This is a genomic window from Brevundimonas sp. S1H14 (genome assembly GCF_047716865.1).
Classification (GTDB): Bacteria; Pseudomonadota; Alphaproteobacteria; order Caulobacterales; family Caulobacteraceae; genus Brevundimonas; species Brevundimonas naejangsanensis.
The window spans coordinates 2,693,748-2,714,861 of the sequence record NZ_CP136679.1 but is presented as its reverse complement, the minus strand read 5'-3'; the positions used below and the strand labels follow the sequence as shown (position 1 = coordinate 2,714,861).

Sequence of the window (21,114 nt, the reverse complement as noted above, 5' to 3'; positions counted from 1 at the left end):
ACATGAACAACTTCACCGTTTCGGTGGACGCCGATGGCGTCGCCACCTTCCTGTTCGACGTGCCGGGCCGCACGATGAACACCTTCACCGACAGCGCCGTGGCCGACATCGACGCCATCATCGCCAGGATTCGCGACGATGCTTCAATCAAGGGAGCCATCCTGGCCTCGGGCAAGTCGAACGGCTTCTGCGCCGGCGCCGACCTGGGCGAGCTGGGGGAAACCGCCGGCGGTCAGGCCGAGGGCCCGGCGCGCGAAGCCGCGCTGCCCGCCACCTCTCGCATGAGCCGCGCGCTTCGGGCGCTGGAGACCGTCGGCAAGCCGGTCGCGGCGGCCATCGAGGGCATCGCGCTCGGCGGCGGTTTCGAGTTCACGCTGGCGGCCCACTACCGCGTCGCCTCGACCAGGGCCAAGGTCGGCCTGCCGGAAGTGACCATCGGCCTGCTGCCGGGCGCCGGCGGCACCCAGCGCGTGCCGCGTCTGGCGGGCGTGCAGGCCGCGCTCGACCTGATGCTGACCGGCGCGCCGGTGGATGCGGAGAAGGCCAAGGCCATCGGCATCGTCGATGAGGTGGTTGAGCCGGGCCAGGCTCTGGCCGCCGCCAAGGCCTGGATCATGGCCGGCGGCGAGGGCGTCCAGCCTTGGGACCGCAAGGGCTACGTCATGCCCGACGGCCCCTATAGTGAGGCTGGCTCGCCGGGCTTCATCCTGGCGCCGGCCAAGATCATGGCCAAGAGCTACGGCAACTACCCGGCCCAGAAGAACATCGCCCGCTGCGTCTATGAAGGCTTCAACCTGCCGATGGATTCCGCCCTGCGGGTCGAGGCGCGCCTGTTCCTGGACACTCAGCAGTCGCCCCAGGCGCGGGCCATGATCCGCTCGCTGTTCCTGTCGAAACAGGCCCTGGCCAAGGGCGGCGCCCGTCCCAAGGACGTGCCGACCTACACCGTCAAGAAGGCCGCGGTTCTCGGCGCCGGCATGATGGGCGCGGGCATCGCCTATGCCCAGGCGCGCGTCGGCATCGACACCGTCCTGATCGACGTGGCCCAGGCCGGCGCCGACAAGGGCAAGGGCTATTCCGAAACCCTGGTCGCCAAGGCCGTGGCCAAGGGCGCGATGAGCCAGGCCGCCGCCGACGAACTGGTCGGCCGCATCACCGCCACTACCGACTATGACGCCATCAAGGGCGCCGACCTGGTGGTCGAGGCCGTGTTCGAGGACCGCGCCCTCAAGGCCGACGTCACCAAGCGCGCCGAGGCCCAGATCGGGCCGGACGCCGTGTTCGCCTCGAACACCTCGACTCTGCCGATCACCGGCCTGTCGGAAGCCGCCGAGCGCCCGGCCAACTTCATCGGCATCCACTTCTTCTCGCCGGTCGACCGGATGGAGCTGGTCGAGATCATCGTCGGCAAGACTACCTCGCAGGAGACCCTGGCCAAGGCGCTGGACTACTGCAAGCAACTGAAGAAGGTGCCGATCGTCGTCAACGACAGTCGTGGCTTCTTCACCAGCCGCGTGTTCGACACCTACATCCGCGAAGGTCTGGAGATGCTGATCGAGGGCATCGCGCCCGCCATCATCGACAACGTCGGCCGCATGACCGGCATGCCGCGCGGCCCGCTGGAGCTGCTGGACGACGTGGCCATCGATCTGGTGAACCGGGTGGCGGGCCAGCGCCGCATCGACCTGAACCTGCCCGACCCCGTGGCGGGCGACACCGACAAATTCCTGATCGACATGGTCGGGCAGGAGCGCTGGGGCCGTAAGAACGGCAAGGGCGTCTATGACTATCCGCAAGGCGAGCCCAAGCGCCTGTGGGCCGGTCTGGCCGAGATGTATCCGGTCAAGATCAGCCAGTCTTCGCCGGAACTGGTCGAGCATCTGAAGCAGCGTCTGCTGTATCGTCAGGCCGTCGAGGCCGCGCGCTGCATGGACGAAAACGTCGTCACCGCCGCCCGCGACGCCGATGTCGGCGCCATCCTGGGCTGGGGTTTCGCGCCCTGGACGGGCGGCCCGATCAGCCTGATCGACAGCGTCGGCGTGGCTGAGTTCACCGCCGCCTGCGAGGCTCTGGCGGCGCAATATGGCGAGCGGTTCGCGCCGCCGGTCCTGCTGAAGACCATGGCCGGGAAGGGCGAACGCTTCTATCCGGCGCCCAAGCCGCTGGCGGCCTGATCGCCTTGGCGGATACGTGAACAGGAAAGGCGGGGCGCAAGCGTCCCGCCTTTTTCATGTCGGACGAACGATCTCTGGATTTCAGAATAAAGAAAAAAGGCGGACAACCCCTCGTCCGCCTCTTCCCTCTTCGCTGACGCTGATTTCAGGTCAGGTTCAGATCCTTCAGCACCGCTTCGCGCACCGGGTTTTTCTGGATCTTGCCGGCCGCGCTGCGGGGAAGGCGGGTTTCGCTGAAGCTGACGCTCTTGGGCGTCTTGTAGCCGGCGATGCGCTGGCGGCAGAAGGCGGACAACTCCTCGAAGCTGGGCTGGGAGGCGCCGACCTTGCACACCACCACGGCGTGAACCCGCTCGCCCCAGGCCGGATCGGGGATGCCGATGACGGCGCTTTCCTCGACCGCCGGGTGCCAGGACAGGGCGTTCTCGACCTCGATCGAATAGACGTTCTCGGCCCCGGACACGATCATGTCCTTCAGCCGGTCGGTGATGTAGATATAGCCGTCCTCGTCCATCCACCCTGCGTCGCGGGTGTGCAGCCAGCCGTCGCGCATGACCTCGGCGGTTTCTTCGGGGCGGTTCCAGTATCCCATCATGACATTGTCGCCGCGGCCGACGATCTCGCCGATTTGGCCGCGCGGGACCTCGTTTCCGGCTTCGTCAACGATGCGGATTTCAAAGCCCGGCGCCACCTTGCCGCAGGAGCGCAGGCGCGGGTGGTCGTCGGCGCACTGGTGGTCCTGGGGCGTCAGCACTGTGACGGAGGCCATTTCGGTCTGGCCGAAGCCCTGGATGAAGCCGACGTGCGGAAACTTCTCGCGCGCCAGGGCCAGGGTGGCGGCGGGCAGGGACGAGCCGCCGTAGCCCAGCATCTTCAGTTGCGACAAATCCAGTTGATCCAGCCGATCATACTTGGCCATGCGGTCGATGACGGCGGGCACGGTGAAGCAGTGCGTCACGCCGTGCTCGGCGATGGCCTCCAGCATGGTCTCGGCGTTGTAGCTGCGGCGAAAGACGTGGGTCGCCCCGGTCATGGTGGCGAACAGGATGCCGATGTCCGCCAGATGGAACATGGGCGCGGCGTGGAAATTGACCCCCGTCTCGTCGAACGGGATGGTCATCAGCAGGTTCGAGGCGATGGCGTGCAGATTGCCGTGGCTGAGCATCACCCCCTTGGGCAGGCCGGTGGTGCCGCCGGTGTAGAAAATGCCCGCCAGGTCGCCGTCGGCGGCCAGGTGCTCCTCGGCCGGTTCGGAAGTCTGGATCAGGCCTTCATGCGTCAGGTGCGGGGACGCGCCCGGCGTCCCGTCCAGGGCGATCAGGCGCTGGACCGCGCCCTCGGCCAGAAGCTGTTCGGCGACGGCGGCGAACTCCTCGCCGAAGCACAGGGTCTCGACCCCGGCGTCCCTCAACTGGAAGGCCAGTTCGGGCGTGGCCAGGCGGGTGTTCAGCGGCGTCAGTACGCCGCCGGCCCACAGCACGCCGAAATAGGTCTCGAAATAGAGGTCGCAGTTGTGGGCCAAGATGGCGACCCGGTCGCGGGTCCTCAGCCCGGCCTGTTCGTGCAGGCCGCCAGCCAGGCGGGCGACGCGATCGCCGACCTGGCGCCAGGTGCGGCGACGCTCGCCGTCGATGGTGGCGGTGCGGCCCGCGGCCGTGACGACGGCGCGGACGAGGCCCTGGGTGACTCGCATCGAAAGGGGTGCTCCGGTCGCCCCGAGAGGCGGAAAGAATGTCAAATCTATTGACATCTAATCCCGCCCCGCACCATGTCTGTCAACTCATGTTCAGGCGTTTTTCCGTCATCCGTCCGCTGGTTGCGCGGATGGGGCGGCGCTGGCGAGGTGTGCGATGATCGGTTTTGAATGCAGGGGCGCGGGAGCGGTGATCCAGCTGGACCAGCCCCAGCGGATGAATTCCCTGAACGAGCCGATGATCGAGGCTCTGGACGCCGCTGTGGACGCCGCCGTCGCCTCCGGCGCGCGCGCCTTGATGATCACCGGAACGGGCCGGGCCTTCTGCGCCGGCGGAACCTTGTCTGAGCCTTTGCCCGAGGACGCCGGGGCGATCCTGGAGAGCCATATCAACCCCCTGCTGCTCAAGCTGGCGGACCTGCCGATCCCCATCGTCGCGGCGGTGAACGGGCCGGCGATCGGGGCGGGGGCGTCGATCGCCCTGGCCGCCGACATGATCGTCATGTCGCGCTCGGCCTTCCTGGCCTATGCCTTTGCGCAGGTGGGGCTGGCCCCCGACGGCGGGGCCAGCTGGCTGTTGCCGCGCACCCTGGGCTGGCACCGGGCGATGAGCCTGATGATGACGGGCGAGCGCATCACGGCGGATCAGGCCGTTGACTGGGGTCTGGCCTGGAAGGCGGTTGAGCCTGAGGCGCTGGAGGGCGAGGCCGAGGCCCTGCTGGAACGGCTGGCGGCTGGACCGACCCTGGCCTACGCCGCCGTGCGCCGCACCGCGCGGGCGGCGCTGGATCTCGGCTTCGCCCAGGCGCTCGACGTCGAACGCGAGGCGCAAGGCGAGGCGGGCCGCACCGCTGATTTCCGCGAAGGCGCCGCCGCCTTCCTCGCCCGCCGCCCGGCCCAGTTCACCGGCCGCTGAGGAGATCGCGATGACCCAGCCCCGCACCCTGCTGGACAAGATATACGACCGGCACCAGGTCGCCGACCTCGGCGGCGGCGACATGCTGATGTATGTCGACTTCCATCTGGTCCACGAAGTCACCAGCCCCCAGGCCTTCGAGGGCCTGCGTCAGCGCGGCATCGGCGTTCATGCGCCATACCAAACCCTGACCATGGCCGACCACAATGTTCCGACCCTGAACCGGGCTGCCGGAATCCTCGATCCCGAAAGCCGGGCGCAGATCGAGCAGTTGCAGACCAACGCCGCCGAGTTCGGCCTGCCGTGGATTCCGTTGGACAGCATCGACCAGGGCATCGTTCACGTCGTCGGGCCGGAACAGGGGCTGACCCTGCCGGGCATGACCATCGTCTGCGGCGACAGCCACACCGCCACCCACGGAGCCTTCGGCGCCCTGGCCTTCGGCATCGGCACCTCCGAGGTCGAACATGTTCTGGCGACCCAGACCCTGGTGCAGAAGCGCGCCAGATCGATGCTGATCGAGGTGGAGGGGGCGCTCGGTTTCGGGGTCACGTCCAAGGATCTGGTTCTGGCGATCATCGGCCGGATCGGCGCCAATGGGGCGACCGGCTTCATCATCGAATACGCCGGTCAGGCCATCCGCGACCTGGACATGGCGGGGCGGATGACCGTCTGCAACATGTCGATCGAGGCGGGCGCCCGCGCCGGCCTGATCGCCCCGGACGAGACGACCTTCGCCTGGCTGAACGGCCGCCCCCATGCGCCGCGAGGCGCGGCCTTCGAGGCGGCGGTCGCCGACTGGCGTACCCTGGCCAGCGATCCGGGCGCGACCTACGACCAGGTGGTGCGCATCGACGCCGCCGCCGTCGAGCCGATGGTCACATGGGGCAGCAGTCCCGAGGCGGTGACGACCATTGGCGGCCGGACCCCCGACCTGAGCGCCCTGAGCGACGTCGGACGGCGCGCCCAGGTCGAACAGATGCTGGCCTATATGGGGCTGTCGCCGGATCAGCCTCTGGACGGCCTGCCCGTCGACACCGTCTTCATCGGCAGCTGCACCAACGGCCGGCTTGAGGATCTGCGCGCCGCCGCCGCCGTCGCGCGCGGCCGTCATGTCGCCGAGGGCGTGCGCGCCCTGGTCGTGCCGGGCTCCGGTCACGTCAAGGCTGCGGCCGAGGCCGAGGGGCTGGATCGGGTGTTCATCGATGCAGGTTTCGAGTGGCGCGAACCGGGTTGCTCCATGTGCCTGGGCATGAACCCCGACAGGCTGTCGCCGGGCGAGCGTTGCGCCTCGACCTCCAACCGCAATTTCGAGGGCCGTCAGGGACCGGGCGGCCGCACCCATCTGGTGTCGCCGTCGATGGCCGCCGCTGCGGCCGTGGCGGGACGGCTGGTCGATGTCCGGAGCCTTGTCTGATGCAGCCTTTTGTCACCCTCGACGCCGTCGCGGCGGCCCTGCCCATCGCCAATATCGACACCGATAAACTGGTCCCCGGCCGCTTTCTGAAGGGCGTGACGCGGGCCGGGCTGGGGCGCATCCTGCTGCATCCCTTGCGGTTCGACGCGGATGATCGGCCGCGTTCGGACTTCGTTCTGAATCAGTCGCCGTGGGACCGGGCGGGGGTGCTGATCGCGCTGGATAATTTCGGCTGCGGCTCCAGCCGCGAGCACGCGCCCTGGGCCTTGGCGGATTTCGGCATCCGCTGCGTCATCGCCCCCAGCTTCGCCGACATCTTCCGCAACAACTGCCTGAAGAACGGCATTCTGCCGCTGATCCTGCCGGAGGCCGACTGCCTGGCGCTGATGGACCTGGCGCGCCATCCGGCGACGGCGCTTTTCAGCATCAGCCTGCCGGATCAGACGGTGACGGCGGGCGGGCGAGTCTGGTCGTTCGACATCGGCGCGGCCGACAAGGTCAAGCTGCTGGAAGGCAAGGACGAGATCGATGTCGCCCTGGCGCGGATGGCTGAGATCGAGCGCTTTGAGGCGCGCATCGGCTATGCGGCGCCGCATCTGGGCGCTGTCTAGAACTATCCGCCGGACCGGCGCTGCGTGTCAGACGCCGAGCCAGCGTTGCAGGACGTCCGCCGTGTCCTGACCGACCTCCAGCGGGGCGGGGCGGCGCACGGAGCCCGGCGTGGCCGACAGCTTGGGGAAGACGCCCTGCATCGGCACCTTGCCCAGGACGGGGTCCTCGACCTCGATGATGGCTTCGCGAGCCGCGAAATGCGGATCGGCCATCATGTCCTCGGCGTCGAAGACGCGGCCGGCCGGAACGGCGTGTTCGATCATCAGGTCTTCCAGGGCCTGCACCGTCAGGGTCGCGGTCCATTCGCCGATCAGCGCGTCCAACTCGCTCTGATGCTCGCCGCGCGCCAGATGGGTGGCGTAGCGCGCATCGGTCGCCAGTTCGGGGCGGCCCATGGCGGTGCACAGCCGGGCGAAGACCGCGTCCTGATTGGCGCCGATCAGATATTCGCCGTCGGCGCAGGGATAGACGTTCGACGGCGCGATCTTGGGCAGGACCGAGCCGGTGCGGCCGCGCTTGTGGCCGTTGATCGCATATTCGGGGATCAGGCTTTCCATGACCTGCAGCACGCTTTCATACAGGGAACTGTCGACCACCTGACCCTGGCCGGTGCGCTCGCGGTGTTGCAGCGCCGCCAGGGCGCCCATGCAGCCGTAGGTGGCGGCCAGAGTGTCGCCGATCGACACCCCCATGCGCGACGGGGCGCGATCTGGTTCGCCGACGATGCCGCGCCAGCCGCCCATGGCCTCGCCGATGCCGCCGAAGCCGGCGCGCGAGGAATAGGGACCAGACTGGCCATAGCCGGAGACCCGCACCACGATCAGACGCGGGTTGGCCTCCATCAGATCGGCCGGGGCCAGGCCCCATTTCTCCAGCGTGCCGGGACGGAAGTTCTCGATCAGGATATCGGCCTGGGCGATCAGGTCGCGCGCCGTCTGCTGGCCCTCGGCCGCACGCAGGTCGACCGCAACGGAGTATTTGTTGCGAGCGATGACGCGCCACCAGGTCGGCGTCTCCCCCTGGCCCCAGTGCCGCATCGGGTCGCCGACGCCCGGCGCTTCCAGCTTGATCACCTCGGCGCCCATGTCGCCCAGCAACTGGCCGCAGAAGGGACCGGCGATCAGTTGGCCCATCTCGACGACCTTCAGCCCGTGCAGAGGGCCGTTCACCGGTTGGCTGGTCACGAGGGCATTCTCCATAACGTCAATTAATCTTACAATCACTGGCGAGGTGACGGTCGAAAGTCAACGGCGGCTTCAGGGCTTGTGATCGCCAAATAAATTGACAAAACTCTTCGCCAGATCAGCGAGAGATCAGCTGCAGCCGACGCATCGGGAGACATCATGCTGCTTCATATCGTGGCCAGCCCGAAGGGGGAAAGGTCGGCGTCGCGTTCGCTGGCGGATCGCTTCATCGCGACCTGGCGGGAACAGAACCCGGATGAGGAGATCGACACCCTGGCCCTGTTCGAAGAGGACCTGCCGCGCTTCGAGGCCGAGCACGCCTTCCGCAAATTCGCGCCCATCTTCGGCGAGGAGGTCTCGTCCGAGGCCGAAGACGCCTGGCGCATCGTCACCGATTCCGTGGCGCGGCTGGATCGCGCCGACCGCATCCTGCTGTCCTGCCCCATGTGGAATTACAGCATCCCCTGGGCGTTGAAGCTTTACCTCGACATCATCGTCCAGCCGCGCGTGACCTTTGGCTACAACGTCGAGGAGATGCGCCACGTCGGCCTGCTGCGTAACCGGCCCATGCAGATGATCCTGACGCGATCGTCGACGATGGCCGGCGACTATGTCGATTTCCAGCTGCCCTATCTGAAGCACATCTTCGAGACCATCGGCATCCGCGACATCCGCGCCCTGGTCGTTCCCGCGACGACCCGGCCGGGCGCCGAGGCGCGCGAAGCCTACGTTCGCAGCTTCGACGCCCAGGCGGACGCGGCGGCCCGGATTTTCTGACCGCCGCCATCGCGCAGCCCTGGGGAGGGAGCCGCATGATCGAGACGATCCAGACCGAGACAGTTCAGCGGCGAGCGCCGCCCCATTTCGACACCCTGGACCAGATGCTGACGCATCACGCGGCGGCGCGTCCCGACCGCATCGCCCTGAGCTTCGAGGGGCGGGACCAGACCTTTGCCGAACTGGAGCACCGCGCCGGCGCGGTTGCGGCGGGCCTGTTCGCCTGGGGGTTGAAGGCCGGCGACCGCATCGCCTGGCTGGGCCGCAACAGCGATCGCTTCTACGAGATTTTGCTGGGCGCGGCGCGGCTGGGCGTGGTCATGACGCCGATCGGTTGGCGGCTCAGCCCTGACGAAGTCGGCTTCATCCTGAACCACGCAGGAGTGCAAGCGGTCTTCGTCGGGCCGGAGGAGGCGGCGCTGCTGGCCGCGGCGCTGGCCGCGTCGCCCGACGTCCGCCATGTCGTCGCCGTCGAGGGCGGCGCGCCGGGCCGTCTGGCCTATGACCTGTGGCGCGACGGGGCGGGCGATCTGACCTGCGGGGAAGCGGTCGATGCGACGGCGGCGGTGCTTCAGGTCTATACCTCGGGCACGACCGGGCGGCCCAAGGGCGTGCTGGTCAGCCATCGCAACATCCTGGCCCAGCGCCGGATCAACGCCGAGGCGGGCGCGGCCTGGGACATCTTCACCCCCGACGATGTCAACCTGGCGGCCATGCCGGTGGGCCATGTCGGCGGGGCGGTTGGCCCGCTGAACGCCATGGTTTGGGGCGCGCGCAACGCCATCCTGAAAGAGTTCGATCCCGCCGCCCTGCTGCGTGACATCGAGCAGCAGCAGGCGACGATCTTGTTCGTCGTGCCCGCCGCCCTGCAGATCCTGCTGAACGATCCGCGCGTGCACGAGGTCGACTTCTCGCGCGTGCGCCAGATCATCTACGGCGCCTCGCCCATCCCCGCGCCGCTGTTGCGCGAGGCCGCCCGCGTCATCGGCTGCGACTTCATGCAGGTCTATGGATTGACCGAGACGACGGGCGCCGTGGTCGGCCTGACGCCGGCGGACCACGCCGATCCTGACCATCCGCGCCTGGCCTCCACTGGGCGGGCCTTTCCTGGCGTCGAACTGGCCATCCTGTCGCCGGAGGGCGAGCGTCTGGCGCCCGGCGAGACGGGCGAGATCGCCATTCGCGCGGCGGGGACCATGCTGGGCTATTGGCGCGCCGAGGACGAAACGCGGGCGGCGCTGGACGCCGACGGCTGGTTCCGCAGCGGCGACGCAGGCTGCCTGGACGCCGAGGGCTATCTCTATATTCGCGACCGCATCAAGGACATGATCGTGACCGGCGGCGAGAACGTCTATGCCGCTGAGGTCGAGCGCGCCTTGCTCGAGCATCCGGCCGTGGCCGAGGCCGCCGTGATCGGCGTGCCCGACGACCGCTGGGGCGAGGCGGTCAAGGCGCTGGTGGTGCTGCGCCCCGGCCAGACGACCAGCGAAGACGCCTTGCGCGACGCCTGCCGCCAAACCCTCGCCGGCTTCAAGGTCCCGCGCTCGGTCGAGGTCGTCGCGACCCTGCCGCGCAACGCCACGGGCAAGGTCCTGAAACACATCCTGCGCCAGCCCTACTGGGTCGGGCGCGCGCGCAACGTCAACTGAGCAGTTCCATGCATCCCAGCCACTTCGCCGCCGTCACCCCGGACAAGCCCGCCCTGATCATGGCCCGGACGGGCGCGGTCACGACCTTCCGCGAACTGGAAGAGGCGTCCAACCGGGCGGCCCACCTGCTGCGGTCCCTCGGCCTGAAGCCTGGCGACGCCGTCGCCGTGTGCCTGAACAATACGCCGGACTATTTCACCCTGGCCTGGGCGGCGCAGCGGTCGGGGCTGTACTTCGTCGCCCTGTCGTCGCGGCTGACGCTGGCCGAGGTCGACTACATTGCCCGAGACTGCGGGGCCAAGGTGCTGATCGCCGGCGCGGATCTGCCCCACACGGCGGCGCTGCCGGCGGGGCTGTCGGATCTGATGCTGTTCTCGCTGGGCGGCGTCGTGCCCGGTTATCGCGTCTGGGAGGACGCGGTCGCGGATCACCCCGCGACCCGCATCGCCGATGAGGTGGCGGGCGGCGAGATGCTCTATTCCTCGGGCACGACGGGACGGCCCAAGGGCATCCGGCCGGAACTGCCCGCCGACGGCGACATCACCGCCATGCCCATGACGACCGTGGTGGCCAGGACCCGGTTCGGTGTGGACGAGGCCAGCGTCTATCTGTGCCCGGCGCCCCTGTATCACGCCGCGCCGCTGCGTTGGTCGATGGGAGTGCAGCACCTGGGCGGCACGGTGGTGCTGATGGATAGGTTCGACGCTGAACTGGCCCTGGCGGCCATCGATCGCTACGGCGTGACCCATAGCCAATGGGTGCCGACCCACTTCATCCGTATTCTGAAACTGCCGGATGAGGTGCGCGCGAAATATGACGTCTCGACGCTGAAGCTGGCCATCCACGCCTCGGCCCCGTGCCCCGTGCCGGTCAAGCAGGCGATGATCGACTGGTGGGGGCCGATCCTGGTCGAATACTACGCCGGGACCGAGGGCAACGGCATGACCATCATCAACTCGCACGAGTGGCTGCAGAAGCCCGGCTCGGTAGGCAAGGCCAATTTCTGCGTGGTCCATATCTGCGACGATGAAGGGAATGAGCTGCCGCCGGGCGAGGTCGGCAACATCTATTTCCAGGGCGACCACCCGTTCGAATACCACAACGACCCGGACAAGACGGCGACCGCCTATGACGCGCGCGGCTGGACGACCCTGGGCGATGTCGGGCGGCTGGACGAGGACGGCTATCTGTTCCTGACCGACCGCAAGAGCTTCATGATCATCTCGGGCGGGGTGAATATCTATCCGCAGGAGATTGAGAACCTGCTGATCCAGCATCCTAGGGTGGCCGACGCCGCCGTCATCGGCGCGCCTTGTCCCGAGATGGGCGAACGAGTGGTGGCGGTGATCCAGCCCGCCGACTGGGCGGACGCCACGCCTGAGTTCGCCGCCGAGCTGTCGGCCTGGGCGCGCCAGTCGCTGTCGGGCATCAAGCTGCCGCGTCAGTTCGACTTCATGCGCGAACTGCCCCGTCATGACACGGGCAAGCTCTACAAACGCTTGATCCGGGACGAATACTGGAAGGGCGCGACGTCAGGCTGACGGGCGGCGCCGTCCTCTCCCTAAACTCACGGAGGCTGGTCTTGATCGATCTGCACGGCTGCGACACGCCCAATGGGCACAAGGTGGCGATCATGCTCGCCGAGACGGGGCTTGAGCACCGCGTCGTACAATACAATCTGTTCGAAGGACGGCACCTGACTTCCGAGTTCGGCGCCATCAACCCCAACCGTCGCCTGCCGGCCCTAGTGGATCACATGCCGATCGGAGGCGGAGAGCCGCTGGCGCTGTTCGAGTCGGGCGCCATCCTGCTGTATCTCGCCGAGAAGGCCGGGCGGTTTCTGCCTGACGCGCCGCGTCTGCGGCATACGGCGGTCACATGGTTGATGTGGCAGATGGCCAGCCTGGGGCCGCAGCATGGCCAGGCGCACCACTTCCTGCGCTATTGCCCCGAGCCGGACGCCTATCCGGTCCAGCGGTACACGCGCGAGGCGCGACGCCTGTTCGACGTGCTGGAGACGCGGCTGTCGCAGGCGGACTATCTGGCCGAGGAATATTCGATCGCCGACATGGCCTGCTGGCCCTGGGTGCGCGCCAGCCGCGCCATCGACATGGACATCGCCGAATGGCCCCGTCTCAAGGCCTGGTTCGACCGGGTCGGCGCCCGTGACGCCGTGAAGACCGCAGGCGCGGTCGCCGCCGATCATCCCGCTGCGGCGCGTCACATGACGCTGACGGCCGAGCAGTGGTCCGTGTTGTTCGGAGACAGGATGCTGTCGGCGGTGCGCCAAGGCAACGATCGGCCTTGAGCCGGTTCCCGGCGCTTGAAGACGAAACCCCTGCCGGGACGACCCGGCGGGGGTTTTTCTGTCGGCGCGGAGCGTATCGGATCAGGCGGGGGCCTGAGCCGCCTCGGCCTCGGCGCGGTCGTTGTCCTGCACGGCGGCGATGATGGCCTTGCGGGCCAGCAGCAGCAGGCAGATCCCGATCGTCAGCGACAGGGCCGTCACCAAGGCCAGGGCCTTGCCCAGGCTGGTCGGGCCGTCGAACAGGTGCTCGCTGACGAAGCCGGTGAGCAGCGGGCCTAGACCCATGCCGGCCATGTTGGCCGCCAGCAGATAGATGGCGGTCATTCGCCCGCGCATGGTGGCGGGCGTCAGGATCTGCAGCGTGCCGGCCTGCAGCCCGCCGATGGTCGAGACCGTGGCCATGCCGGCCGCGGCCAGGATCAGGGCGACGGTCGTGTCGCCGACCAGATAGGCCCCCATCATCAACGGGAACTGGATCACGGCCGCCGCTAGGACCACCCGCACCGGGGCGTCGACGTGGCCGCGCTTGGCTAGGCGGTCGGACAGAAGGCCGCCCACCGCCAGGCCGATGGTGCCGAACAGGCCGATGATGACGCCGAAGGCCAGGCCGAGTTGGGCCGGGCTCATGCCATGGGCGCGGGCGAAGTGGACGGGCGCCCACAGCATGGCGCCATAGGCTGCGATGACGATGATGGAGTAGCCGATGACCACCGCGCCGAAAGCGGCCTTGTGCCTCATCGCCAGGGCCCACAGGGCGCTCAGCGGCGGAGCCTTGGCGGCGCCCTGACGGCGCGGCGCCTCCCGCACGGTCAGCAGCATGACGACGGCGAGGGGAACGCCCAGCAGGCCCACGGCGACGAAGGCCAGGCGCCAGCCTGTCAGTTCGCCCCAGGGCATGGGGATGACCGTGGCCATCGCCCAGGCGACCAGCACGCCCCCGAACAGCATGGCCGCGCCTCCGCCCAGCGAGACCCCCATGTTGTAGAGGCTGACGGCGAAGCCCAGCTTTCGCTTCTCGAAACGGTCGGCGATGGTGGAATAGGCGGCGGGAGACAGGGTGGCTTCGCCGATGCCGACCATGGCGCGGGCGGCCAGAAGGCTGAGAAAGCCGCCGGCGAAGCCGCTGAGGGCGGTGGCCGCGCTCCAGCCCAGGACGCCGCCGACCATCAGGTTGCGACGGTTGCCGTTGTCGGCGATCGAGCCGAACGGCACGCCCATGATCGAATACAGCAGCACGAAGCCGAAACCGACCAGCAGGCCGACCTGGGTGTCGCCCAGGCCCAGTTCGCTGCGGATCGGGTCGATCATCAGGCTGATCAGCACCCGGTCCATGAAGGACAGCATGTAGGCGACCATCAGCACGAGGACGACATAGATGGCGTAACGCGGACGCGCGGGCACGGCGGGCGACGCGGCGGAAGGGGGCGGGACGGTGGTCATCCGCGAACTCCTGGATACTGGGGCGGGAAGGGGGGCGGGCGCATCAGGCGGCGGCCGCGTCGGCCTGGGCGCGCCAGGCGATAAGCGGGGCTGAGTCGAAATACTCCTCCAGCCGGATGATGCGGTCGTCTTGAATCTGGCAGACCAGAACGGCGGGCAGGATGAGAACCGGTCCAGCCTTGTGCGTGGCGTGCAGCACGTGCTGCTGCACATAACCGCCTGGGCGGTTCGGGCCGCCGGGCAGGATGCGGATGCGGCGGTCCTCATAACGACGCTCTGAAGTCTTGGCGGAGAAGGCGGCGAGGACGGCCAGATTGGCCTCGCGGTTCACAGCGACGCCTGCGGTGTTCAGCCAGACTTCGGCTTCGGAATGATAGCAGGCCTTCACCGCCTCGATATCGCCAGCCTGGATGGCCGCGATGAAACGATCGGCCAGGGCGAAGATGCGGTCATCGTCGGGTGCGGTCATCGGGGGCGGCTCCGGGTCAGACGATGGGGTTGTTGATGGGCAGGCCGAAATGGCGTCGGCCGACCTGTTCGCGGGAGATGTCCCAGTCCCAGAAGGCGTGGGACGTGACGGTCGCGAGATCTCTCCAGAAGCGCTGGATCGGCTGGTCGTGGTGATAGTTGGACGAGCCGGCGGCGGCCATCATCGCCTGCATGACCTCCCGACCCGTACGCGCCAGATAGGCGGCCGATCCCTTGAGGGCGATGCGGTCCTCGGTGGTGAATCCGGTCTGCACCAGGGCCTCGGTGCGGTCGATGTGGGCGCGGCCCAGAACATCGACGGCGCGCGTTGCGATCTGCATCTCGCCCATGACGATGTGGGCGTGCTGCTGATCCTTGACCACGTCGCCAGAGAAGTTGCGCACGCGCCGGTCGACGATGGCTTCAAAGGCGCTCAGGGCGCCTTTCAGCCCGCCGGTCAGCACCGGAACGATCGTCGTGTAGGACATGGGCACCAGGGGGATGGCGTACAGCGGATTGTCGTAAAGCGCCGTGCCGTCCGTCGCCCCCTTGCGCAGGGCGACGCCGTCGATGGAGCGGTGGTCGGGCACGAAGACATTTTCGGCGACGATGTCGTTGGAGCCCGTCCCGGCCATGCCCGTGAAGCGCCAGGTGTCCACGACGGTGACGTCCGCGACCGGCATGACGAAGCTGCGCGGCGTCTTCTCGTGCGTCATGCCCGAGACCATGACCCAGTCGGCGTGCATCACGCCCGAGCCCCAGGGCGCGCGGCCGGAGATGATCCAACCGCCCTTGACGGGTTCGGCCTTCATGGTCGGAGCGGTGGCGGCCGGCAGCAGGACGAAGCCGCGCGGACCGAACAACTCATCCTGCGCCTGGGGCGTCAGCTTGGCGGCGTAAAGGTTGTGGCCGATGTAGAAGGAGGCGATCCAGGCGGTCGAGATGCAGCCCTGCGCCAGGACGTCGACGACTTCATAGACCGTCTTCAGATCGGATTCGGCGCCGCCCCAACGCTTGGGGACCAGCATCTGCACGATGCCTGCATCGATTAGGTCGCGAATGGTGTCGTCGTGCGGACGGCGCAGGACCTCGGTCTCGGCCGCGCGGGCCTTGAGCGTGGGCAGCAGATCGTGCGCCCGTCCGATCAGTTCGGAGGAGGAAGTCATGGCGGCTCGAAGGACGAAGTTGAGGTCGAAGGGGCCGACGCCTTGGCGACGTCGGCCCCCGATGATCAGAACGTCAGGCTGAGATCGACGCCGATCTCGCGCGGCGGCTGATAGACTCGCGAGGCCAGCAGGTTGCCGACGCCGAAGGTGTTGTTGATCACCAGTTCGTCCGTCAGGTTCTTGCCCCACAGGCTGACGCGCCAGCGGCCGTCCGGCAGTTCCAGCGACAGGCTGCCGTCCACCACGGTGTTCGACTGACGCATGGTCAGGTCAGTGGTGGCGTTCAGGGTGCTGAAGCTGGTGTACATGTCGGTCATGTGCCGCACGCTGGCCTGAGCCGTGACCCGGCCGAAGTCGAAGTCGTCCTTGTAGTTGAAGGTGACGCTGTTGCTCCATTTGGGAGCGTAGGGCATCGGCAGATAGGTGCGGTCGATGACGCCCAGACCGTCGCCCAGATCGGCCATGAACTCATCATAGCTGGCGTCCAGATAGCCGACGCTGGCCGAGATGGTGAAGACGTCGGTCAGCAGCGCCGTGGCCTCGGCCTCGAAGCCCGAGATGGTGGCCGCGCCCACGTTGGAGACCAGCGTCTGGTTGATCAGCGTGCCGGGGATCAACTGCTGCACGCTTTGCTGCATGTCCTGATAGTCGCTGGTGAAGACGGCGGCGTTCAGGCGCAGACGGCGGTCGAACAGGTCGCTCTTCACGCCGACTTCGTAGGAGTCGACCGTTTCGGAGTCATAGGGACCGACCGCCAGGAAGGACCCGGCGCGACCGTTGAAGCCCCCTGCGCGGAAGCCGCGCGAGTACTGGGCGTAGGTCATCAGGGTGTCCGACCACTTGTAGCTGACCCCGACCTTGGGCGAGAAATCGTCGAAGCTGGCCTCGAACGTCTCCGCGTTCGGATAGAACAGCGGCTGGGTGGTGAAGGTCTTCTCTTCCTTGCTGTAGCGGCCGCCGGCCGTCACGGTCAGGCCGGGCAGCACCTCATAGTCGGCCTGGCCGAACACGGCCCAGGAATCGGCCTTCTGCTGGGTGTAGATGGTCGATCCGGCGGTCGGCGAACCGAACACCGTGCCGAACTGACCCGTGGCGATGTCGTATTCCTGGGTCATGTAATAGGCGCCGACCACATAGGTCAGGGGACCGTCGGTGTTGGACGCGAGGCGCAGTTCCTGGCTGAACTGGTCGTGCGTCTCGTCACGGTGGACGGTCATGAACGGCGTAGGCGTGCCGTCGAAGTCGCTCAGCACCTCGGTGTCGGTCTTGCGGTAGCCGGTGATGGAGGTCAGCTTGACCGGGCCGAGATCCCAATTGGCGTTCAGGGTGACGCCCAGGGCCTCCAGGTCCGAGAAGATGTCGTCGCCGACGTGGCTGAGGAAGGGATCGCCGTCCGTATCGGCCGGCTCGCCGAACCCCGGCAGGACCATGGACGGCAGACTGGCGTTCTCGAACGCCGTGCCGGTGCCCTTGTCCTTGGTGTAGTCGACAATCAGGGTGGCGTCGAAACTCGCCGTCGGGGTCCACAAGAGGGCGCCGCGCATCGAGGTGACGTCCTGGGCGCCCATGTCGCGGCCGTCGTAATTCTTGATGTAGCCGTCGTAGGTCTTGGTCAGGAACGAGAATTTCCCGGCCAGCCTGTCCTCGACCAGGGCGCCTTCCACGCCGGCGCGCAGTTCCTGGCGGCCGTTGGAGCCGAACGTCGCCTGGGCGCGGGCGCCGAAGTCGAAGGAGGGGCGTCGCGACTGGACGCTGACCACGCCGCCGATGGTGTTGCGGCCGTACAGGGTTCCCTGCGGCCCGCGCAGGATGGTCACGCCGCCGATGTCGAAGAAGTCCTGCACCGCGCCGACGTTGCGCGACAGATAGACGCCATCCAACTCCACGCCGACCGACGGCTCGAAGCTGGATTCGACGTCGGCGTAGCCGAGGCCGCGGATGTAGAAGGCGCTGGCGAAGGGATAGGCGCCGACCGGGGCCAGGACCACGTTGGGCACCTTGCCGTCCAGGTTCAGCAGGCTCTCGACCTTGCCGTCCTCAAGCGATTCCATGCTGAAGGCGCTGACCGCCAGGGGCACGTCCTGCAGCCGCTGTTCCCGGCGCTGAGCCGTGACGACGATGTCGGCGACGGCGGCGGCCTGGGGTTCGAAGGCCGGGGCCTCCTGCGCCATGACGGGCGATGCGCCGACGATGGCCAGGGCCGCGCCGCACTTGAGCCAGTGTGAGAATTTCATCCTATCCCTCCGTTGTTCTCGTTCTGAATGCGAGATGAGGGGATTGGCGCAGTAGTTGGATATTTTGTCAAACTATCTGACGAGATAGGGTAGTTAATTTGACGTTCTCAGCGACGGCCTACATTGAGGCTAGCCTCGTCCGAGGCCGTTCGTTTGATTGATAATCATCAACCTGTCCCGTATGTGCGCGGTCGTTGCCTTTCTGTGAGGAGGAGGCATTGGAACCCCCGAGGCGCTTCTGGAAATGGCGCCTAAGGCGCAAACGTGGACAAAGGCGGCAGGCGAATAAGGTAATCGGCTTTCCGCATGAGAGCGCCTTTCGCGACCGGCATGGGTACTCTCAGATATGATATCGCAAGGCCGGTCGGCGCCCGGTCTATCTTCACGGCTTGCTGGGCTCCGCGCAGTTCGCCGCGGAGTATGAGGCGGCGGCGAACGGCGTGACGACCAAGGCCGAGATCGGCGCCTCCCGCACTGTGCCTGGGTCTGCTGGCGACAGCGGCTTTCGCCATGATCGGCGGTACACAAGGCGAACAAAACTTGGCTAACCCGAACGGGAAAATAGCCAAATCAACGCGTAACTGATTGAAAGTAAAGAAAATTGTGATGGTGGTGGCGGGCCGAAGACGAAGAAACGGAGAACTACACCTACGCTATAGCCCTCTAAATTGAGGCGCTAGCGAATGGCAAAGTTGGGAGTGGGAAGCGGCATCGCGGCTCACCAAAAGCCGTGTAAGCGGGCTTTCGTCGGCTGTATCTGTCCAACAACAACGCTAGCGCCGTGATGCGAAGATCAGGGCCCGCTGAGAGAAGTCCGTCAGTTCAGCATCGTTGATCGCAGCCGTCTGCCACGCTGGATTGGTGTCGTGGTGAAATCTATTGGCGTAGTTAAGCAGCAATCTGAGTTCGGTGATATCAGCTGCGGAGAGTATTTCTGCCGGGCCACCAACGCGTTGGTCGCACAGCCCAATGAAAGGCCCAAGGAGCGTTCCCGGCGGAAAGTGCTCGGGGTAAGCTACACGCATAAATGACTCTAGTATCGGCCTTAAAGCCTGCGCGACCTCCCGTTCCCTAGCGGGATTGGCAACCTGCATATAGGCTCTGACAAGCTCATGCCGCTTGTCGTGCTCAGAAATGCTGTCGCTACGTACATCCCAGACCGTAATTTCTGATCCGACTGCCGCCCTGTTGATTCTCAGGGCAACTGAAGCGTTCCTATCAGCCTGCTCCCAAAGGCTGCACAAGAATGGCTTGGAGTGTGAGAGTACGATTACCTGACGAACCTTTGCGGCTAACGCCATGATTTCCTCGCGGGTTCGCAGCGTGCGATGATCGTCAAGGCTTGTCATTGGATCGTCGATTACGACTATCTTGTTTGCCAGATTCGGGTCTTGTTCAAGCGATGCGAAAAAGAAAGCGAGGGCGAGTGTATTTCGATCTCCTGCGCTAAGGGTATTTCTGAAGGATGGGCCAGCATCAGCTGCGACATCCACGTTTTGCTGATTTATCACAACGACGTACGATGCTGACGACCCTGATCTATTGTTGACCGATTGCACTTCCCCAAGGCGAAACGATGCGCCAAAGCGGCGCAGATAGTCATTGATTGCTGCCTCAAACACAGGAAAAATCTGCTGGCGATATTGGTCAAGGTCCGAACGGGCCTGTGTTCGAAGCGCCTCCGTTGCCGTTTTAGCTGCCTTCTCTGCTATGTAGTTCGCGCAGTGAGGCAAGACTTCCGGCTCGTATCGCGCTTTCTGCGCATTCAGTTTGGCTAGGTCGGTGCGCAAAGCGGAAAGGTCATCTGCGGCAGCTTGCTCTTTAACGACTTCCAGCCGGGCATTAGTACCAACTAGGCGCTCGGAAAGTGCCGCCACTTCGGCTACACGCGCGCGATAGTCTTGGATCGATAGTCTTGTCTCCTGTGTTAGCGCCATCGCTTCCAATGGCGAAGCGGCCTTTGCGCGAAGCTGTTGCAGGACGAACTCACGTGCGGAGTTCCATTGCCGGGCTACGGCCGCAGTATCGAGGTCGATCGCCGGCAGCTCCGCGAAGTCTTTCCAGAACTCATGAGCCTGCGCGGCCGTGCGAACGTCGCGCTCGAAGGCGGAAGGTATGTCACCGGCATGAGTATCGCGCACCCCGATCCCGGTCTGCCGTATGGCAGCTTTTAGATCTTCATATGCTTGGCTGAAATATGCACGGTAGTGGGCAATTAAGTCGGAGCCCGCGAGGCCTTGCGCGCAGAACGGGCAAATTTCTCCATCGTTCCCCTCAGAGGCAGGCGAGATGAGTGCCATGCCCTCGGATATCCAGTTTTCACCGCCGCGACCCAGTTTGGCGATGTGGCTCCGCACACGCTCGGCGGCAGCGGCTTCAAGATCGGCAAGAGTGCGGGTGAGGACACCATCAATCTCATCTATGTCGAAATCTGGGAGGTTAAGCGGTAGAAATCCGGGTCTTTGCCGTATCGCATCGGCCGACCTCGCGGCTGCCAGCCGTCTCTCCGCTTCCTGGATTTTCCGGTCGATGTCCGCATCCGATTCGAGATCGCAAAACGCGTCAACCTTGTAGGGTCCAAGGGCTCCCCCAGGTATTGCTTCAGCCAGCTGGCGCAACGCCGTGTTGTGTTCTTCAATACGGGCAACATGCCCCTGAAGTGCCCCGCTGAGTGCAACGCCCTGTGCACCAAGGATCAGCTCATGCAGTTTTTGACGGTGGGCTGTTTGCACTTCGATACCCGAACATACATTCGCTGAGACAAATGCATCATCGAAGATTGCAGCATCCGGCAGCGATTGTGACCACGAGCCGTTCTGAAAAACGGCGGCCCCTCCAGCGTGGCGAACAACAACATGGGGCGGATGCTGTGCACCGAGCCGGTGGCGGTCGACGACAAGCTGTGGGTTGTTGGTCGCTAAAGAACGCAGCACTGCCGCCAGTGTTGTCTTTCCGCGAGCATTTTCAGCATAAATCAGAGTGAAAGGCGTGAGAGCAGACTGCGCCGGAGGGCTAATATTGTCGAACTGTCCGACATTTCGCAGTAGTTGAAAATGTTCGATCATAGCGCCCCCCA

At 66.1% G+C, this 21,114-nt stretch carries 15 protein-coding genes; 8 read left to right on the top strand and 7 right to left on the bottom strand.

Features of this window, described 5'->3' with window-relative positions; all coding sequences use genetic code 11:
- Positions 1-2 precede the first annotated feature (2 nt).
- Positions 3-2,174 (top strand): 3-hydroxyacyl-CoA dehydrogenase NAD-binding domain-containing protein, encoded by a 2,172-nt coding sequence (locus RSD66_RS13185; protein ID WP_415288162.1) that lies wholly within the window; start codon positions 3-5, stop codon positions 2,172-2,174.
- A 145-nt stretch (positions 2,175-2,319) separates the two neighbouring features.
- Here RSD66_RS13185 and RSD66_RS13180 read toward each other — a convergent pair whose 3' ends face one another.
- Entirely contained in the window at positions 2,320-3,867 is a 1,548-nt protein-coding gene (locus tag RSD66_RS13180) for a class I adenylate-forming enzyme family protein (protein ID WP_415288160.1), read from the bottom strand.
- Positions 3,868-4,024: 157 nt separating this feature from the next.
- Between RSD66_RS13180 and RSD66_RS13175 the strand changes: the two genes are divergently transcribed.
- Genes RSD66_RS13175 through leuD form a run of 3 tightly spaced genes read left to right on the top strand, consistent with a single transcriptional unit; the run spans position 4,025 to position 6,811 of the window.
- Positions 4,025-4,783, top strand: coding sequence for an enoyl-CoA hydratase-related protein (locus RSD66_RS13175; protein WP_415288159.1), 759 nt, complete (start codon positions 4,025-4,027; stop codon positions 4,781-4,783).
- Between the two features lie 10 nt (positions 4,784-4,793).
- On the top strand, positions 4,794-6,200 hold the full coding sequence (gene leuC, locus RSD66_RS13170; protein WP_119413531.1) for a 3-isopropylmalate dehydratase large subunit: 1,407 nt from the start codon (positions 4,794-4,796) through the stop codon (positions 6,198-6,200).
- Positions 6,200-6,811, top strand: a complete 612-nt coding sequence (leuD, locus tag RSD66_RS13165) for a 3-isopropylmalate dehydratase small subunit (protein ID WP_119413532.1) — start codon at positions 6,200-6,202, stop codon at positions 6,809-6,811. The genes leuC and leuD overlap by 1 nt, the downstream gene beginning before the upstream one ends.
- Positions 6,812-6,838: 27 nt before the next feature.
- Here leuD and RSD66_RS13160 read toward each other — a convergent pair whose 3' ends face one another.
- Positions 6,839-7,996, bottom strand: coding sequence for a CaiB/BaiF CoA transferase family protein (locus RSD66_RS13160; RefSeq protein ID WP_415288157.1), 1,158 nt, complete (start codon positions 7,994-7,996; stop codon positions 6,839-6,841).
- 159 nt (positions 7,997-8,155) lie between these two features.
- Between RSD66_RS13160 and RSD66_RS13155 the strand changes: the two genes are divergently transcribed.
- From RSD66_RS13155 to RSD66_RS13140, 4 genes are read left to right on the top strand one after another with little or no spacing between them, the layout of a single operon-like run.
- Positions 8,156-8,773, top strand: coding sequence for an FMN-dependent NADH-azoreductase (locus tag RSD66_RS13155; protein WP_415288155.1), 618 nt, complete (start codon positions 8,156-8,158; stop codon positions 8,771-8,773).
- 35 nt (positions 8,774-8,808) lie between these two features.
- On the top strand, positions 8,809-10,422 hold the full coding sequence (locus RSD66_RS13150) for a long-chain-fatty-acid--CoA ligase (RefSeq protein WP_415288154.1): 1,614 nt from the start codon (positions 8,809-8,811) through the stop codon (positions 10,420-10,422).
- A gap of 8 nt (positions 10,423-10,430) precedes the next feature.
- Positions 10,431-11,963 (top strand): acyl-CoA synthetase, encoded by a 1,533-nt coding sequence (locus RSD66_RS13145; RefSeq protein ID WP_415288152.1) that lies wholly within the window; start codon positions 10,431-10,433, stop codon positions 11,961-11,963.
- Positions 11,964-12,004: 41 nt separating this feature from the next.
- Positions 12,005-12,730, top strand: a complete 726-nt coding sequence (locus RSD66_RS13140; protein ID WP_415288150.1) for a glutathione S-transferase C-terminal domain-containing protein — start codon at positions 12,005-12,007, stop codon at positions 12,728-12,730.
- Positions 12,731-12,811: 81 nt separating this feature from the next.
- Here RSD66_RS13140 and RSD66_RS13135 read toward each other — a convergent pair whose 3' ends face one another.
- The 5 genes from RSD66_RS13135 to RSD66_RS13115 form a co-directional block, all read right to left on the bottom strand.
- The gene (locus RSD66_RS13135; RefSeq protein ID WP_415288149.1) at positions 12,812-14,170 is read right to left on the bottom strand and encodes a spinster family MFS transporter; all 1,359 of its coding nucleotides are present in this window, start codon (positions 14,168-14,170) and stop codon (positions 12,812-12,814) included.
- Positions 14,171-14,213: 43 nt separating this feature from the next.
- Positions 14,214-14,639, bottom strand: a complete 426-nt coding sequence (locus tag RSD66_RS13130; RefSeq protein ID WP_415288147.1) for a nuclear transport factor 2 family protein — start codon at positions 14,637-14,639, stop codon at positions 14,214-14,216.
- A 16-nt stretch (positions 14,640-14,655) separates the two neighbouring features.
- Positions 14,656-15,804 carry a hypothetical protein gene (locus RSD66_RS13125; RefSeq protein ID WP_415288146.1) on the bottom strand — a complete coding sequence of 383 codons (1,149 nt, stop codon included), beginning with the start codon at positions 15,802-15,804 and terminating at the stop codon, positions 14,656-14,658.
- Between the two features lie 65 nt (positions 15,805-15,869).
- Complete coding sequence (locus tag RSD66_RS13120) at positions 15,870-18,038, bottom strand: TonB-dependent receptor (RefSeq protein ID WP_415288144.1); 2,169 nt, start codon at positions 18,036-18,038, stop codon at positions 15,870-15,872.
- Between the two features lie 773 nt (positions 18,039-18,811).
- Positions 18,812-21,103 carry an AAA family ATPase gene (locus RSD66_RS13115; RefSeq protein WP_415288142.1) on the bottom strand — a complete coding sequence of 764 codons (2,292 nt, stop codon included), beginning with the start codon at positions 21,101-21,103 and terminating at the stop codon, positions 18,812-18,814.
- Between the last annotated feature and the right edge of the window lie 11 nt (positions 21,104-21,114).

Bases quoted from the DNA above. Each gene is read 5' to 3' on its own strand.
- RSD66_RS13150 (WP_415288154.1), top strand. From the start codon at position 8,809: ATGATCGAGACGATCCAGACCGAGACAGTTCAGCGGCGAGCGCCGCCC.
- RSD66_RS13145 (WP_415288152.1), top strand. From the start codon at position 10,431: ATGCATCCCAGCCACTTCGCCGCCGTCACCCCGGACAAGCCCGCCCTG.
- RSD66_RS13115 (WP_415288142.1), bottom strand. From the start codon at position 21,103: ATGATCGAACATTTTCAACTACTGCGAAATGTCGGACAGTTCGACAAT.
- RSD66_RS13130 (WP_415288147.1), bottom strand. From the start codon at position 14,639: ATGACCGCACCCGACGATGACCGCATCTTCGCCCTGGCCGATCGTTTC.
- leuC (WP_119413531.1), top strand. From the start codon at position 4,794: ATGACCCAGCCCCGCACCCTGCTGGACAAGATATACGACCGGCACCAG.
- RSD66_RS13180 (WP_415288160.1), bottom strand. From the start codon at position 3,867: ATGCGAGTCACCCAGGGCCTCGTCCGCGCCGTCGTCACGGCCGCGGGC.
- RSD66_RS13120 (WP_415288144.1), bottom strand. From the start codon at position 18,038: ATGAAATTCTCACACTGGCTCAAGTGCGGCGCGGCCCTGGCCATCGTC.
- leuD (WP_119413532.1), top strand. From the start codon at position 6,200: ATGCAGCCTTTTGTCACCCTCGACGCCGTCGCGGCGGCCCTGCCCATC.
- RSD66_RS13135 (WP_415288149.1), bottom strand. From the start codon at position 14,170: ATGACCACCGTCCCGCCCCCTTCCGCCGCGTCGCCCGCCGTGCCCGCG.
- RSD66_RS13155 (WP_415288155.1), top strand. From the start codon at position 8,156: ATGCTGCTTCATATCGTGGCCAGCCCGAAGGGGGAAAGGTCGGCGTCG.
- RSD66_RS13125 (WP_415288146.1), bottom strand. From the start codon at position 15,804: ATGACTTCCTCCTCCGAACTGATCGGACGGGCGCACGATCTGCTGCCC.
- RSD66_RS13185 (WP_415288162.1), top strand. From the start codon at position 3: ATGAACAACTTCACCGTTTCGGTGGACGCCGATGGCGTCGCCACCTTC.
- RSD66_RS13175 (WP_415288159.1), top strand. From the start codon at position 4,025: ATGATCGGTTTTGAATGCAGGGGCGCGGGAGCGGTGATCCAGCTGGAC.